Consider the following 15,747-nt stretch of genomic DNA (forward strand, 5'->3'; position numbering starts at 1 on the left):
ACCGCTCCTTTTAACACCTATTCTAGTTCGTTTTCTTCATAATATCTTGTCACTTTCGATGTAAATAAAACACCGTGTAAATGATCGATTTCATGTTGAATTGCACGCGCTAAAAATCCTTCCGCTTCTAATAAAAATACTTTCCCACGGCGATTTTGTGCTCTTACTTTAATATAATCCGCACGTTCTACTTCACCATAAAGTCCCGGGAAGCTTAAACATCCTTCGGGACCTACTTGTTCACCACGTTTTTCTAATATTGATGGATTGATTAACTCGATTTTCCCAGTATCATCATCGACATCAACAACCGCTACTTGCAAGCTTACACCTACTTGAGGCGCAGCTAAACCGACTCCGTCCGCAATTAACATTGTTTCATGCATATCTTTCAACAATTTCACTAACTTTTTATCAAAGTTAATTACTCTTTCGCATGGTGTTTCTAACACTTCATTTGGATGCTTTACTATTTCTAAAACTGCCATATTTCCCTCCGCTACATTAACATTGTTGGATTAAAATCAATTGAGATTTGTAGCTCTTTTTGCATTTCTGCTTGATAATGTTCATTTACCATTTTGAGCACGTTCTTTAAGTTTGGTTCCCGTTTGTATTTTATCATGCATTGATAACGATATCTATCTTTTATCCTTGGAATTGCTGAAGCAACTGGTCCTAACACCATTGTTTGCTGCGAGCAATGCGTTCGTAAATACGAGGCAATTTTTTCCGTCACTTGTACCGCTTTTAATAATTCAGGATGAGATACGGTTACGAGTACAACATAGTAATATGGAGGATATTGTCTTGTTCGTCTCATTTGCATTTCTTGGTCAAAAAACACATCATATTGTTGGTTCTTCGCTAACTCTATACTGTAATGTTCTGGCGTATACGTTTGAATCACAACTTCCCCTGGCAATTCATGTCTACCCGCTCGTCCACTTACTTGCGTCAATAACTGATATGTCTTTTCACTTGCACGAAAATCAGGTAAGTGAAGCATCGTATCTGCAGTTAAAACCCCAACAAGCGTTACTTTCGGAAAATCTAATCCTTTAGCAATCATTTGTGTTCCAAGTAATATATCTGCTTTTTCTTCCCCAAACGCCTTTAATAATTTTTCATGCATTCCTTTTCGACTTGTCGTATCTACATCCATTCGAATGACTCGCGCCTCTGGAAATAGTTTTGTAATTTCTTCTTCTACCTTTTGTGTACCTGTACCAAAGAAACGAATGTATGTACTTTGACAAGCTGGACACTCAGTTGGCATATTTTCTTCGTAACTACAATAATGACATTTTAAACGATGATTCATTTTATGATATGTCAATGAAATATCACAATGCGGACATTGTACAACATACCCACAATCACGGCACATAACAAATGTAGAATGACCTCTTCTATTTAAGAAGAGTACCATCTGTTCTTTCTTTTCTAATCGATCTGCTATTTTTTCATGCAGCGCCTTAGAAAACATTGATCGATTCCCGTCACGAAGTTCTTCTCGCATGTCAACAATCTCTACCGTTGGTAAAGCTTGTTCATTCATACGTTTTTCCATTGTTAGTAGTTCATAAACACCTTTTTTCGCCCTTGCAAACGATTCAAGTGTTGGTGTCGCACTACCAAGAACGATAGGACATTTATGGTATTGCCCTCTCCAGACAGCCACATCTCTTGCATGATACCTTGGATTATCTTCTTGTTTGTAACTTGATTCATGCTCTTCATCAATAATAATAATCCCTAAATTCTCAAAAGGCGCAAAAACGGCTGAACGCGCACCAACTACAACTTTCACTTCTTTTCTTAAAATCTTACGCCACTCGTCATACTTTTCTCCAACAGACAACGCACTATGAAGAACTGCAACTTGCGAGCCAAACCTACCTTTAAAACGATCCACCATTTGGGGTGTTAGTGCAATTTCAGGAACAAGAACGATAGCTTCTTTTCCTTTCTCGAGCACTGCTGCTATAGATTGTAAATATACTTCTGTCTTTCCACTTCCTGTAACACCATATAGTAAAAATGGATTATAAGTTTCATTTGTAATTGATGATAAAATCGGTGTAATAACTTGTTTTTGTTCCTCCGTAAGTGGCAATGGTTTCGTTTGTTCAAAACCATCATCGTCATACGGATTTCGGTATACTTCCACATACTTTTCTGAAATGAATCCCTTTTTAACAAGTGCTTTTATTGGAGCATCTGTTATTTGTAACTCTTCTGTAATTACTTTCAACGGTACACTTTTATAATTTTCCACAAAATAATAGAGTACATCTTGTTGTTTTTTACTTTTCAGTTCAAATGCCGCTAATTCTAATTTATCTTCTGGCAACTCCGGCTGAACAACTCTTTGCTTCTTCTTTTGTACTTTATCTTTCACTTGATAAACGACTTCAACCGTACCATTTTTAATTTCTTGTTGAATAGTCCGGTATAAATGTGGCTGTTGCTCGATTACTTCAAAATCAATTGCTTCTTTATCCTGAAATAAATATAGTATTTCAGGTGCTATTTCTTCCTGTTTACAAAGTTGTAGACGTTTTTTATACGTTGCTTTTATCGCAGTTGGAAGCATCACTTGAAAAGCTGAAATCATGTAGCATAACGTTTCACTTGTAAGCCAATATCCAAGTTTTAATAATTCATCATTTAAAACCGGTGTTACATCTAATATTTCATGGATCATCTTTAACTTCTTACTTTCTACATCCACCGAATCTTTAATCCCAATAATAAAACCTTGCAATTTTCTTGGCCCAAACGGAACTACTACCCGCATTCCTGTCTGTACAATATCTTCCCATTTTTTAGGGATAATGTAATCAAATGGTCGATCTGTCTGACGGGCAGGTACATCAACAATTACACTTGCAAATTTCATAAACGATCATCTTCTAACATCATTTCAATTTGCTTTAATATTTCACGAGCTACCTCTTTTTTCATTAAAAGTGGCAACTCAATAACTTTTCCATCTTTTCTATACATCGTTACAATATTCGTATCCGTGCCAAATCCAGCTCCTTGCGCTTTTACATCATTCGCGACAATCATATCTGCATTTTTCTCACGTAGTTTTTTCGTTGCATATTCCTCTACATTTGTCGTTTCAGCAGCAAAACCGATAAGTAACTGTTTATCCTTTTTCTGACCTAACGTTTTTAAAATATCCACCGTTCTTTCGAGTTCAATGACAGCATCACCATTTTGCTTTTTCATTTTATTATCATGAACATATTTCGGACGATAATCTGCAACTGCTGCTGTTTTAATGACAACGTCTACGTTTTGATAATGTTGAAGAACTGCTTCTAACATATCTTGTGCAGATTCCACTTGCACTGTCGTTACATGTAACGGTGGATTTAATGCTGTCGGTCCTGAAACGAGTATAACATCAGCGCCTAAATTCGCCGCCACTTCTGCAATCGCATACCCCATTTTTCCAGAAGAAAAATTCGTCATAAAACGAACTGGATCAACCTTTTCACGTGTTGGGCCAGCAGTTATTAATATTCTTTTTCCCTGCAATGGTTTGTGTTCTGAGAAAGCTTCCTCTAACCGTGCGATAATCGCTTCAGGTTCTTCTAGTCGTCCCTTTGCTACATATCCACATGCTAAAAAGCCTTCCCCAGGCTCAATAAACGTATATCCTAGCGTTTTCAATGTCATCATATTTTTTTGAACAATTTTATTTTCATACATATGCACATTCATAGCAGGCGCAATCCATACCGGAGCTGCAGTAGCTAACAAAGTAGTTGTAATCATATCATCTGCAATACCACCAGCTAACTTTCCAATACAATTGGCAGTAGCAGGTGCGACAAGTACAACATCCGCCCAATCTGCTAAATCAATATGAGCAATAACAGCCGAGTCTTTCTCATCAAATGTATCCGTATATACATCATGGCGAGAAAGTGCTTGGAATGTAAGAGGCGTAACAAACTTCATTGCCGACTCACTCATCATTACTTTTACAATCGCGCCAGATTGTGTCAATTTACTCGTTAACGCAGCTGCTTTAAAAACCGCAATGCCTCCTGTTACACATAGAAGTATCTTTTTCCCTTTTAGCATATGACTCGTCCTCTTTCTTTTTCAAACTTATAATACTGAAATAGAATTCCCAGCTCGTCAGTACCAATATTTCATTCCTTTCGTAAAAAAATAACAACCTACTTGTAAATAGGTTGTTACCGTTACATAGAAAATTATAAAGTCTATGTTTTATTTTGTCGAAGGCAAAGGCTTATTCAGCAACTTTATCTTCACTTGGTACGTAGCTTAATACTTCCGCATCGATTTCTTCTAATGCTTTACCTACACACTTATGAGAAACCGGTTGCTCTACAACACAGTTATTAGCAAGTTGCATTTCACGTGCACGCTTTGCAGCCACTGTTACTAGTGTGTATTTAGAATCGATTTTTTGTAGTAATGAGTCAATTGATGGATTTAACATAATTATAGACCCTCCGTCATTTCTTTATAATATTTTGCTACCCTTTCGCGGCGGCAATGTTCGCCAACCACAATTGCTTTAATTCTATCACAAGCTAATTCAACTTGATCGTTTTCTACTACATAGTCGTAAGCGTCCATCATCTCGATTTCTTCTTTCGCTACAGTTAAACGATTTTCAATAACATCTTCAGTCTCTGTACCACGGCCGACAATACGGCTCTTTAGTTCAGATAAACTTGGAGGTGCTAAGAAAATAAATACACCTTCTGGGAAAGCTTTCTTAACTTGAATTGCTCCTTGCACTTCAATTTCTAAGAATACATCTTTTCCTTCTTGTAATGTTTTTTCAACATAGTCAATCGGTGTTCCGTAATAATTACCTACGAACTCAGCCCACTCAAGTAATCTTTCATTACGAATCATTTCCTCGAATTCTTCTCTTTCTTTAAAGAAATAATCCACACCATCTACTTCACCTTCACGCGGCTTACGTGTCGTTACTGAAATAGAGTACTGAAAACGTGTATCCTCATGGCTAAACAGCTCTTTACGAACCGTTCCTTTTCCAACCCCAGAAGGCCCTGAAAGAACGATGAGCAATCCTCTTCTACTTCTCATAAATATGTAAAACCTACCCTTCCTCACTTAAATCTTCTTTATTATTCAAACGATGTGCAATCGTCTCTGGTTGAATTGGACTTAATACAACATGCCCATCATCCATAACAATAACCGCCCTTGTTTTTCTCCCATACGTAGCATCAAGCAAAGCATTATGTTCGCGTGCTTCCTGTACTGTTCGTTTAATAGGAGCTGACTCCGGACTTACAATAGCAATAATTCGATGAGCAGATACAATATTTCCGTATCCAATATTTAAAAACCGCATGGCCATAGTTTGCGCCTCCTAGTAAGTCTATCCGATTTCTCCACCACGTATAACTTTATATATTTTTTGAAAGCTACTCAATATTTTGTACTTGTTCACGAATTTTTTCAAGGTTATTTTTCATTTCTACAACATATTTTGAAATTGTTAAGTCATTTGCCTTAGAACCAATCGTATTAATTTCTCTATGCATCTCTTGCACGATGAAATCCATTTTTCTTCCAACAGGCTCTTCAATCTGCAATGTTTCATGAAATTGCTCTAAATGACTTTGCAAACGAACTAACTCTTCATGAATATCACAACGCTCTGCAAAGATTGCGACTTCTGTTAGCAATCTTTGTTCATCTAACTCTTGATTATGTAATTCTTTTAAGCGATTTTCTAATCGTTCACGATATTTTTGTGTAACAATTGGTGCATGTGGAATAATTGCATTTACACAATTGCTAATCTCTTGTAAACGATACGCTATATCTTTATGTAATCGTTCTCCTTCGCCATCTCTCATCGTTTTCAACATATGAGCAGCTTGACGAACAGCCTCATATAAACTGTTCTCAAAATGTTCATTTACATTTTCTATTTCTTCAATTGCTGTTACTTCTGGCATTGCCATTAATTGCTCGAGTGTAATAGAATCTTGTAATTGAAACTTTCCTTTTATATCTTCCATCATCGATTGGTACTGCTCAAGAAGTGACCAATTCACACTTAATTTTCTTTCAACAAGTCCTTCACCTGCTATACTAATAGACACCTCAATGCGTCCACGTCGAACTTGCTGTGCAATTATTTTACGAATTTTGTCCTCAAATACCATCATTTGCTTAGGAAGTCGAATACTCATCTCTAAAAAACGGTGGTTCACCGATTTCATTTCTACTGTAATTTGAAAAGTATCACTTTCTACTTTCGATCTTCCAAACCCTGTCATACTAGAAATCATTTTTATCACATCCAAGCCATAAAATAACTCAATGAAAAAGGTAATAGAGACAAGGCTCTACTACCTTCTGTAAATTATATCACATTTTCATAACATTGACTATTTCAAGTTTAATCCCTTCTTATATAACATTGGCTTTTTCTTTTTCGCCTTTTTCCCTGTTAATAAAGAACCTACTAGTAAGAAAGTCGGAATTGATGACAAACCTCCAATTAATAACCAATCTCTTGCTTGTATCGGCATTGTGCTAAAGATCGGTTGTAACGGTGGATAATATATAACCACTAGCATGAGTAGTAACGAAATGATAACCGCCCCTACTAAATACACGTTCCCAAATGGATTGCGGTGAAAGACAGAATGCTCACTACGACAATCAAATACATGAATAAGCTGAGCAAGTACCAACGTCGCGAACGCTACAGTTTGTGCATATTTCAGTTCATTTGGATGTTGGTTATACGCAATAATAAACGCTACTAACGTCACTGCCCCAATTAAAAACCCTCGACTTATTATTTTCCACGCAAGCCCTCTAGCGAATACCCCTTCTTTCGGGTGGCGCGGCGTTCTCTTCATCACATCTCCTTCCGCCTTATCCAAACCTAATGCCATCGCTGGTAAACCATCAGTAACTAAGTTCACCCATAAAATTTGAATAGGAACCATCGGCAGTGGTAATGCAAGTAACATCGCAAATAACATGACTAAAATTTCTCCAACGTTTGACGCCAATAAGTAGCGAATAAACTTACGTATGTTCTCGTATATATTTCTTCCTTCTTTAATTGCTGATTTAATTGTAGCAAAATTATCGTCTAGTAAAACAAGTGAAGAGGCCTCTTTCGCAACATCTGTCCCTGTAATTCCCATCGCTATCCCAATATCCGCTGTTTTTATAGCTGGAGCATCGTTCACTCCATCGCCTGTCATGGCTACTATATGTCCTTGATTTTGCAGTGCCTTAACAATTTTTAATTTATGCTCAGGTGATACACGAGCGAATACATACGTATCTTCTACAACATTTTCTAATTCCTCCACATCCATATTCGCGAGTTCTACGCCTTCAACAACGCGTCCATCTGGTGGCAAAACTCCTAATTGTTCAGCAATCGCCATTGCTGTCACTTTATGATCACCTGTAATCATTACCGTTCGAATACCAGCTTCTTTACACTCTTTTACCGCCTGCGCCACTTCTGGCCTTGGCGGGTCAATCATACCTTGTATCCCAACCAACATAAAATCTTTTTCAACGTCTCTTTCATGTTCAATAGAATCCGTGACTTTTAAAGGTTTAAACGCAACTGCAATTGTTCGAAGCGCTTGACTACCTAAGCTATGAATAGCCGCCTGTACTTCTCTTCTATATAACTCACTTAACGGCTGCTGCTTATCCCCCCATAAAATCGTTTGACTCATTTGCAAAAGAACGTCCGGTGCTCCCTTCGTAACAATAAACTTCTTCCCCTCTCGATCTCGTACAATAACACTCATCATTTTTCGAGTTGAATCAAATGGAAATTCACGAATAATTTCAAATTTCCCTTTCAATGCCTCACGTGTAATCCCAGCTTTCATTGCTGCAGCTACAAGCGCTCCCTCTGTTGGATCTCCATCTAATACGTACGCCTTTTTCTTTTGAATAATATTTGCATTGTTACATAGTGAACCAAATGTAAGTAGCTGATAAAGTGCTTTTGTCTTAGCTGGATTCACTTCTATTTCACCTTTCATAAAAGAGCCATTAGGTTCATATCCTTGCCCTGTCACTTTCCACAATTCTCCGCCTGACCACATATGTGTTACCATCATTTTGTTTTGCGTCATTGTCCCCGTTTTATCAGAACATATAACGGAAGCACAACCTAACGTTTCTACGGCTGGTAACTTTCGTACAATTGCTCTCTTTTTTATCATACGCTGTACACCAAGTGATAAAGCTACTGTAACAATTGCTGGCAACCCTTCTGGAATAGCCGCAACAGCTAGCGATACGCCAGCTAAAAACATATGATATACTTCATTCCCTTGATACACACCAGCCAATACAACGAGCGCTGTCAAAATAAGAGCTACAATAATTAATATTTTTCCGAGCTGTTCTAACCTTCTTTGCAGTGGTGTTTCCATTTGCTCTGCATTTTGTAACATATTTGCAATTTGACCCATCGCTGTATTCATACCAGTTGCTACAACGACACCTGTTCCAGATCCTCGCGTAATCATTGTCCCCATAAAAGCCATATTTTTTTGATCACCAATTGCAACCTCTTGCCCTTGCAATGCTTCTACCTTCTTTTGCACAGGTACGGACTCCCCTGTCAAAGCAGACTCTTCAATATATAAACTTGATGCCTCAACAAGACGCACATCAGCCCCAATACGATCACCACTGGAAAACTTAATAATATCACCTAAAACAAGTGCTTTAGATGGTGCTTTTACCCACTTTCCATTCCGCATTACAGTAACTTGTGGAGCAGCTAGTTCCTTTAAAGCTTCCAATGATTTTTCAGCTTTTCTTTCTTGAAAAAAGCCGAGAATACCATTGATAATAACAATGGCAACAATAGCAATAGAATCAATGTATTCACCTAAAAACGCAGAAACAATTGTTGCTCCAAACAAAACGAGTACCATGAAATCTTTAAATTGCGCTAAAAATACCATTAGTGCAGAAGGCCTTTTTGCTTCTTCTAATTCATTTGTACCAAATTTCTTAATTCGCCCTTCTGCTTCTTTCTCCGTAAGTCCAACCTTTACATTCGTATTCGTTCTTTCTTCCACTTCATGTGCTCGCATTCCATACCAGTTCATCCTGCCATCGACCTCCTGATTCCAGACATACTCTATTGAAAGCTTATTCAGCCTCGTCCAAAAAAATGCTATAATTAACTTTTAGTTAGAAAGGAGTGTTCATTAATGGCATTCGATGGATTATTTACAAGAGCGATTACACATGAAATTGAAAATTCTCTTTACACGGGAAGGATTTCCAAAATATACCAACCTTCAAAATACGAGATTTTATTACATATTCGAGCGAATGGAAAGAACCAAAAACTAATTCTTTCATCTCATCCTACATATGCGCGTATGCACTTAACGAATCAAAACTACGATTCGCCAGCAATACCGCCGATGTTTTGTATGCTTCTTCGTAAACATTTAGAAGGTGGATTTATTGAAAAAATTGAACAAATCGACTTAGAACGGATTATCCAAATTACAGTTCGCAGTCGTAATGAAATCGGAGACGAATCATTAAAAACATTAGTAATTGAAATAATGGGAAGACATAGCAACATTATCTTATTAGATACGAAAACAAACGTGATTTTAGATAGCTTAAAACACGTTTCATTAGCCGTAAACCGTCACCGAACTGTATATGCTGGTGCTGAGTACGTCGCGCCACCAGCCCAACATAAAATCAATCCTCTGCAAATTGAAACCGCAGATGATTTTATTAGACCGCTAGACTTTCTATCTGGAAATATGGATAAACAACTCGTCGGGGCTTTCATGGGAATATCCCCATTATTTGCAAAAGAAGTAGTAAAGAAAGCCGGTATGGTAAATGAGAAAGCATTATCAGAAGCATTTTTCTCTATACAAACACCATTACTATCTCATGCATATACACCAGCAATGATTACTGCAAATGGAAAAGAATTCTTTTATCTTTTCCCTCTTACACACTTGCAAGGAGAAGAAAAAACATTCTCATCAGTGAGCGAATTGTTAGATCGTTTCTTCTTTGGCAAAGCAGAACGTGATCGTGTAAAACAACAAGCTCATGATTTAGAACGCTTTATGCAAAACGAAAAAAATAAAAACGAGAAAAAACTCATTAAACTCGAAAAAACACTGCAAGATGCCGGAAAGGCAGATAAATATCAACTATTTGGAGAACTACTTACAGCCAATATGTACGCTTTGAAAAAAGGGGATAAAGATATTGAAGTCGTTAACTATTACGACGAAAATAGCGGAACTGTAAAAATTACATTAGATCCTTTAAAAACACCATCTGACAATGCGCAACGCTATTTCCAAAAGTACCAAAAAGCGAAAAATTCAGTTGTTATTGTAGAAGAACAAATCGAAAAAACAAATGAAGAAATTCTTTATTTTGATAGCTTACTTCAACAAATGGAAGCTGCTTCTTCAAAAGATATTGAAGAAATTCGTGAAGAATTAGCTGAAGAAGGTTATGTGCGCAATCGCAAAAAGAAAAACACAAAGAAAAAACCTACTAAACCAGTATTAGATAAATATTTAGCAAGTGATGGTACAGAGATTTTCGTTGGTAAAAACAATAAACAAAATGATTATTTAACAACGAAGTTTGCCCGCCGTGATGAAATTTGGTTACATACGAAAGACATACCTGGCTCTCACGTTGTCATTCGTTCTTTAGAGCCTGCTGAAGAAACTTTACTAGAAGCTGCCAAAATTGCTGCGTATTACAGTAAAGCGAAAGAGTCTAGCTCTGTACCTGTTGATTTCACCAAAATACGCCATGTCAAAAAACCGAGTGGTGCAAAACTTGGTTTTGTTACGTACGACAATCAGCAAACCGTATATGTAACACCAGATGCTGATATTGTAATGAAATTAAAAGCGTAAATAAAAAATGCGTTGCTTATAAGCAACGCATTTTTTATTTATTTTCAATTTAGTTGCTATATCCATTCCATATTGTCAAAAAAATTGACAGTGTCATTTTACATTTGTATAAATTTTTTAAAGCATGTAAATAAAGTACAAGTGTAACTCCAATCAATATTTTTTCATCCCCCTGCTATTTATTGAAGCAATCTGAATTTCATAAACAAACCGTCTCCCACAAATGGCGGGCTATTTTCTTATCTCCCTTAAAATATATGTTTTCCCTACTATCCTTTCTTCAAATATACATTTTGGCACACTATTTGCTTTATTAAATACTGTGAATAGGGGGAATTAACATGACTTTAAAAATTAATAAAATCCAAAATCAACTACAAAACTATGAAATTGACGGGTTACTCATTACCAAAAAAGAAAATCGCCAATATGCAACAGGCTTTACAGGTAGTGCTGGCGTCGTCTTAATCTCTGCGGATAAAGCTGTTTTTATAACTGATTTTCGCTATGTAGATCAAGCGAAATCACAAATAAAAGATGCAGAAATTATTATGCATACAGGAAATTTAGAAAAAGAAATTGCAAATCAAGTATCAAAATTAAACATTCAAAAACTCGGAATTGAAGAGAACAACATGACATTGCAACAATATAAAAACTTACAAAAATGCGTACATGTGGAAATGGTTCAAGTGTGCGAAATCATCGAAAATATTCGTATTATTAAAGACATGCCGGAAATAGAAACAATGAAAATCGCAGCTAATATTGCTGACGAAGCATTTCACCACATCATTACGTTTCTAAAACCAGGAATAAGTGAAAATGATGTACGAGATGAGTTGGAATTTTTCATGCGAAAAAAAGGGGCTACATCCTCTTCATTCCAAATCATTGTAGCTTCTGGCGTTCGTTCTTCACTTCCTCATGGAGTTGCATCAAATAAAATAATCGAGCGAGGCGACATCGTTACATTAGATTTCGGTGCACTTTACGATGGATATTGTTCCGATATAACTCGTACTGTAGCAATCGGAGAATCATCAGAAGAATTCCAAAAAATATACAATGTTGTACGAGAAGCGTTAAAGCGTGGGACTGAAGCAATTAAGCCTGGAGAAACTGCGAAAAGTATCGATGATATAACGAGAGATTACATTACAGAACATGGATACGGTCAATACTTTGGACACTCTACCGAGCACGGTCTTGGGTTAGAAATACATGAACCACTTCGCCTATCCTAAGAAAGCAAGACAACTTTACAAGAAGGTATGGTTGTTACAGTTGAGCCGGGCATTTACATACCGAACTGGGGCGGTTGTAGAATTGAAGATGATATTGTCATCACCAAAGGTGGTTATGACGTTATTACAAAATCAAATAGAGAACTAATTGTAATCCCTTGTTAATATTATGAAGGTTTAAACAAAACTTTTTTTGCACATAGAATTCCTTCTCTGGAGTATTCATTTAAAGAGGGGGAATTTTAATTGAATTTTGTAATTGATAAATTGGAGGGTTTACATGTAGAATTTTCAAAGCTTGTTTCCATGATGAATTACGCTCGCTATACAACAATGCAAGCAGTGGAAAGTTTAACAATTGAAGAACTTGATTATTTATATGATAAGGAAGCAAATTCAATTGGCATGTTATTGTATCATATGGCTGCTATTGAATTTTACTACCAGATTCATACTTTTGAAGACCGTGAACCAACGGAGGCTGAATTAGAACGCTGGTTACCTGGCATTGAATTAGGCGATCTTGGACGTGAGAAAATAAAAGGAAACGCTATAGAATTTTACATAAATACATTACAAGAATTACGTTCCAAAACAATCGAGACTTTTCAATCGTTACCTGATGAATGGTTATTTAAAACGACAGACTTTTGGTATGACAAACCAGCAAATAACTATTTTAAGTGGTTTCACGTTTTTGAAGATGAAATCAATCATCGTGGACAAATTCGTTTAATTAAAAAGATGCAAAAAGCTCATGCAGTAAAATGAGGAAATGCCACCGAATAAGGTGGCATTTTCTTTTATTCATTAACGAATAGCTTTTCGTTTATTATTTTAGTGACTACCACTACCAACATTAAAATGCATATTAAATATAGCATTTTCGCAATAAACAACCACCCTTGAAACATTACAATTCCATCTATTATCTCATTTCCTTTCCATAACAAAAACGGAATTGTGCTGATTATAATGACAAATTCGATGCTGAAAACCATTTTCTTTTTTCGACTATATGCTTTCCATTCATTCCAGCGATACATAGGTGCAAAAATCAATACTCCTATACATAATATAACTGGTACCCATTCACTTTTTAAAAATTGCCCTGAAATAACTGATAATAGTAAACAAACGAGCATACCATAATATCCTATTTTTTCTCTCATTCTTACTACCTCCATTCTATCCTCTCTTTAATATGTAACTCCATATTCTTATCGTGAACCTAAGAAAAATAACAACTACAATTACAATATAAAGACCTTTTGCAGAAGACATCCATTCTTGAAAAATAGACATTTTCTCCATCTGTTTCTGTCCTTCTATTAAAATAAACCCTATGAAAAATGAGCAAACAACAATGATACCTATCATAATTCCAATGCTTTTCTTACTATGTTGTTTCATGTCATCCCATCGGTATAACAGTATAAAAACAAACCCAAAAAGAGGGTTGATACTTATCCATTCATTGTTTGTAAATAGATTTAAAATGATTAATAGACTACAAGAAATAATAAATCCCCAAAAACCAATTTTTTGCACATACGCCCTCCTCTAATTCCATTTTTAGGATTAATTGTATTGCATCATCCATTTTTTATTCTTACCATTACAGTACATGAAATTTCACTTTTTTTCTTTTCCTATACTCACATACTTTCACTGCTTTCATACAATAAACTACACGAATGCCTAAGGATGTGAATGTTATGGGAGTTGAATTAACGCTATTACACGCTCTCTATGTTATTTGCTTACTCACTATTATTACCTTTTTTATTCTCCGGAAAGATACGACGATTATTTGTATCGTTTTTATCTTTTTATTAGCATTAACCGCTACAAGTTCTATCCCTCTTGCCGTTAGCGGTATTTTTCAAAGTTTCATTTACGCTATTACTGAACTTTTACCAACTATATTAATCATCTCTATTATCGTATCAATGAGCAATCTACTCGTTCATACTGGCATAAATGATACGATGATTTCACCATTTACAAAGATGATTCGTACCCCTACCCTCGCCTACTGGATTATCGGCCTTTTAATGATGACAATTTCTTTCTTTTTTTGGCCTTCTCCAGCTGTCGCCTTAATGGGAGCTATTTTATTCCCCGTCGCTGTACGCGTCGGTCTTCCTCCAATTGGGGTTGCCATCGCTATGAACTTATTCGGACACGGCATCGCCTTATCTGGCGACTTCGTTATTCAAGGTGCACCGAAATTAACTGCAGACGCGGCTGGTCTTCCTGTTTCCAGCGTCGTTTCTGCCAGTGTTCCCCTCGTTATCGTGATGGGCGTTGTTACAACTTCTGTCGCTTTTTTCTTCTTACGAAAAGAATTTGATACAGGATTATCCTTGCAAAACTCCCCTGCATCAACGGAACCATCTAAAACTACTATTTTATTATCTCCTCGCATAAAGAAATGGCTCGCTATATGTATCCCTATCGTATATATCATCGATATCCTTTGCATGATTCAATTTAAACTACAAGGAAGCGATGCAACAGCACTTATCGGCGGAACGACTGTTATTATGATTATCATCATTTCCCTCATCGCCTACAAAGGTAATGGACTAAATAAAACAACCGATTATTTTATAGAAGGGCTCCAATTTGGATTTAAAATCTTTGGTCCAGTTATTCCAATTGCTGCACTCTTTTATTTAGGAGATAGCGGTTTTGTGAAAATTATCGGAGACTATTTACCGAAAGGTTCACATGGAATCATTAACGACTTAGGGATTGCCTTATCTCAAACTGTTCCTTTAAATCAATACGTATCGGCGGGAACATTAACTATCGTTGGTGTCATAACAGGATTAGATGGATCTGGCTTTTCTGGTATATCACTTGCTGGTTCAATTGCCAATCTTTTTGGAACAGCACTTGGGCATGGAACAGCTACATTAACAGCACTCGGGCAAATTGCTGCCATATGGACCGGAGGCGGGACTTTAATTCCTTGGGCGCTTATTCCTGCCGCTGCCATTTGTAAAGTGGATCCATTTGAACTCGCACGCCGAAACTTTTTACCAGTTGTGATTGGCTTAATTGTCACCACGATCGTTGCGATGTTTATTCTATAGTGTAAGCAAGTTTTCTCTTGCTTACGCTTTTTATTATGAAATCCAGTGACTTTCTAAAGGGATTATCTACATGTTAGCGAAGTTATATTAAGAGAATATTTATTTAAAAAACGTTTACGAGGTACAGATTACTTCCATTAGAAAAGGGGACATAACTATGAATGAATTGATTTTCGTCTTATTAATTTGTCCATTACTTATCTTTATCGTTTCTGTTATTGGAACACGCAAGACGAAAACGTATTACGTAATGCCGATTGTAACGTTTGCTAGTTTTTTAATAATAGGTGTTATCGCCTTCACTCCAAAATTCTTCTTTTGGGTTGGCATGTACAGCATCTTCTCATTTATTGTTTCTTATATGACTCTATTGTTTGTAAGAGGATATGAGCTTGCAGAAAGCGCTAAGTAGTTTTTAGTAGAAAG

At 36.5% G+C, this 15,747-nt stretch carries 14 protein-coding genes and 1 pseudogene; 5 read left to right on the forward strand and 10 right to left on the reverse strand.

The genetic code is table 11. The features are described from left to right. Nucleotides 1–17: 17 nt before the first annotated feature. The 8 genes from def to DOS87_RS21590 all read right to left on the reverse strand — a co-directional run bounded on the left by def (nucleotide 18) and on the right by DOS87_RS21590 (nucleotide 9,155). Nucleotides 18–488, reverse strand: coding sequence for a peptide deformylase (gene def, locus DOS87_RS21555; protein ID WP_000279470.1), 471 nt, complete (start codon nucleotides 486–488; stop codon nucleotides 18–20). 11 nt (nucleotides 489–499) lie between these two features. Further along, nucleotides 500–2,905 (reverse strand): primosomal protein N', encoded by a 2,406-nt coding sequence (priA, locus tag DOS87_RS21560; protein WP_098577803.1) that lies wholly within the window; start codon nucleotides 2,903–2,905, stop codon nucleotides 500–502. Then, entirely contained in the window at nucleotides 2,902–4,107 is a 1,206-nt protein-coding gene (gene coaBC, locus DOS87_RS21565) for a bifunctional phosphopantothenoylcysteine decarboxylase/phosphopantothenate--cysteine ligase CoaBC (protein ID WP_000911744.1), read from the reverse strand. The genes priA and coaBC overlap by 4 nt, the downstream gene beginning before the upstream one ends. A 172-nt stretch (nucleotides 4,108–4,279) precedes the next feature. Then, nucleotides 4,280–4,492 carry a DNA-directed RNA polymerase subunit omega gene (rpoZ, locus tag DOS87_RS21570; RefSeq protein WP_000933962.1) on the reverse strand — a complete coding sequence of 71 codons (213 nt, stop codon included), beginning with the start codon at nucleotides 4,490–4,492 and terminating at the stop codon, nucleotides 4,280–4,282. Between the two features lie 2 nt (nucleotides 4,493–4,494). Further along, nucleotides 4,495–5,112: a guanylate kinase gene (gene gmk / locus DOS87_RS21575; protein ID WP_001257742.1), complete on the reverse strand. Its 618-nt coding sequence runs from the start codon at nucleotides 5,110–5,112 to the stop codon at nucleotides 4,495–4,497. Between the two features lie 13 nt (nucleotides 5,113–5,125). Further along, nucleotides 5,126–5,389 (reverse strand): extracellular matrix/biofilm regulator RemA, encoded by a 264-nt coding sequence (remA, locus tag DOS87_RS21580; RefSeq protein WP_001251456.1) that lies wholly within the window; start codon nucleotides 5,387–5,389, stop codon nucleotides 5,126–5,128. A 67-nt stretch (nucleotides 5,390–5,456) separates the two neighbouring features. Then, nucleotides 5,457–6,332: a YicC/YloC family endoribonuclease gene (locus DOS87_RS21585; RefSeq protein WP_000625867.1), complete on the reverse strand. Its 876-nt coding sequence runs from the start codon at nucleotides 6,330–6,332 to the stop codon at nucleotides 5,457–5,459. A gap of 99 nt (nucleotides 6,333–6,431) precedes the next feature. Further along, entirely contained in the window at nucleotides 6,432–9,155 is a 2,724-nt protein-coding gene (locus tag DOS87_RS21590; protein WP_001104763.1) for a calcium-translocating P-type ATPase, SERCA-type, read from the reverse strand. A gap of 105 nt (nucleotides 9,156–9,260) precedes the next feature. Here DOS87_RS21590 and DOS87_RS21595 point away from each other — a divergent pair, with 105 nt between their 5' ends. From DOS87_RS21595 to DOS87_RS21605, 3 genes and pseudogenes are all read left to right on the forward strand, one after another. Next, nucleotides 9,261–10,970 (forward strand): Rqc2 family fibronectin-binding protein, encoded by a 1,710-nt coding sequence (locus DOS87_RS21595; RefSeq protein ID WP_000863281.1) that lies wholly within the window; start codon nucleotides 9,261–9,263, stop codon nucleotides 10,968–10,970. 341 nt (nucleotides 10,971–11,311) lie between these two features. Then, a pseudogene (locus DOS87_RS21600) lies at nucleotides 11,312–12,382 on the forward strand (M24 family metallopeptidase). An 81-nt stretch (nucleotides 12,383–12,463) separates the two neighbouring features. Continuing rightward, nucleotides 12,464–12,988, forward strand: a complete 525-nt coding sequence (locus DOS87_RS21605) for a DinB family protein (protein ID WP_001012054.1) — start codon at nucleotides 12,464–12,466, stop codon at nucleotides 12,986–12,988. A 32-nt stretch (nucleotides 12,989–13,020) separates the two neighbouring features. Here DOS87_RS21605 and DOS87_RS21610 read toward each other — a convergent pair whose 3' ends face one another. Together DOS87_RS21610 and DOS87_RS21615 are read right to left on the reverse strand one after the other, a co-directional pair. Beyond that, a complete protein-coding gene (locus DOS87_RS21610) occupies nucleotides 13,021–13,389 on the reverse strand; it encodes a YoqO family protein (RefSeq protein WP_001208246.1) in 369 nt (122 codons plus the stop codon). Nucleotides 13,390–13,405: 16 nt separating this feature from the next. Then, complete coding sequence (locus tag DOS87_RS21615; RefSeq protein ID WP_001169220.1) at nucleotides 13,406–13,768, reverse strand: YoqO family protein; 363 nt, start codon at nucleotides 13,766–13,768, stop codon at nucleotides 13,406–13,408. A 167-nt stretch (nucleotides 13,769–13,935) separates the two neighbouring features. Here DOS87_RS21615 and DOS87_RS21620 point away from each other — a divergent pair, with 167 nt between their 5' ends. Both DOS87_RS21620 and DOS87_RS21625 read left to right on the forward strand, forming a co-directional pair. Further along, on the forward strand, nucleotides 13,936–15,321 hold the full coding sequence (locus DOS87_RS21620) for a membrane protein (RefSeq protein ID WP_000537904.1): 1,386 nt from the start codon (nucleotides 13,936–13,938) through the stop codon (nucleotides 15,319–15,321). Between the two features lie 157 nt (nucleotides 15,322–15,478). Beyond that, entirely contained in the window at nucleotides 15,479–15,733 is a 255-nt protein-coding gene (locus tag DOS87_RS21625; protein WP_001003933.1) for a YbeF family protein, read from the forward strand. Nucleotides 15,734–15,747: the final 14 nt, after the last annotated feature.

Origin of the sequence: Bacillus sp. CR71, assembly GCF_003429245.1 — a bacterium.
Classification (GTDB): Bacteria; Bacillota; Bacilli; order Bacillales; family Bacillaceae_G; genus Bacillus_A; species Bacillus_A thuringiensis_S.

Coding starts and splice junctions, on each gene's coding strand:
- gmk (WP_001257742.1), bottom strand. CDS start 5,112: ATGAGAAGTAGAAGAGGATTGCTCATCGTTCTTTCAGGGCCTTCTGGG.
- DOS87_RS21625 (WP_001003933.1), top strand. CDS start 15,479: ATGAATGAATTGATTTTCGTCTTATTAATTTGTCCATTACTTATCTTT.
- DOS87_RS21585 (WP_000625867.1), bottom strand. CDS start 6,332: ATGATTTCTAGTATGACAGGGTTTGGAAGATCGAAAGTAGAAAGTGAT.
- priA (WP_098577803.1), bottom strand. CDS start 2,905: ATGAAATTTGCAAGTGTAATTGTTGATGTACCTGCCCGTCAGACAGAT.
- DOS87_RS21595 (WP_000863281.1), top strand. CDS start 9,261: ATGGCATTCGATGGATTATTTACAAGAGCGATTACACATGAAATTGAA.
- rpoZ (WP_000933962.1), bottom strand. CDS start 4,492: ATGTTAAATCCATCAATTGACTCATTACTACAAAAAATCGATTCTAAA.
- DOS87_RS21620 (WP_000537904.1), top strand. CDS start 13,936: ATGGGAGTTGAATTAACGCTATTACACGCTCTCTATGTTATTTGCTTA.
- DOS87_RS21610 (WP_001208246.1), bottom strand. CDS start 13,389: ATGAGAGAAAAAATAGGATATTATGGTATGCTCGTTTGTTTACTATTA.
- remA (WP_001251456.1), bottom strand. CDS start 5,389: ATGGCCATGCGGTTTTTAAATATTGGATACGGAAATATTGTATCTGCT.
- def (WP_000279470.1), bottom strand. CDS start 488: ATGGCAGTTTTAGAAATAGTAAAGCATCCAAATGAAGTGTTAGAAACA.
- DOS87_RS21590 (WP_001104763.1), bottom strand. CDS start 9,155: ATGAACTGGTATGGAATGCGAGCACATGAAGTGGAAGAAAGAACGAAT.
- coaBC (WP_000911744.1), bottom strand. CDS start 4,107: ATGCTAAAAGGGAAAAAGATACTTCTATGTGTAACAGGAGGCATTGCG.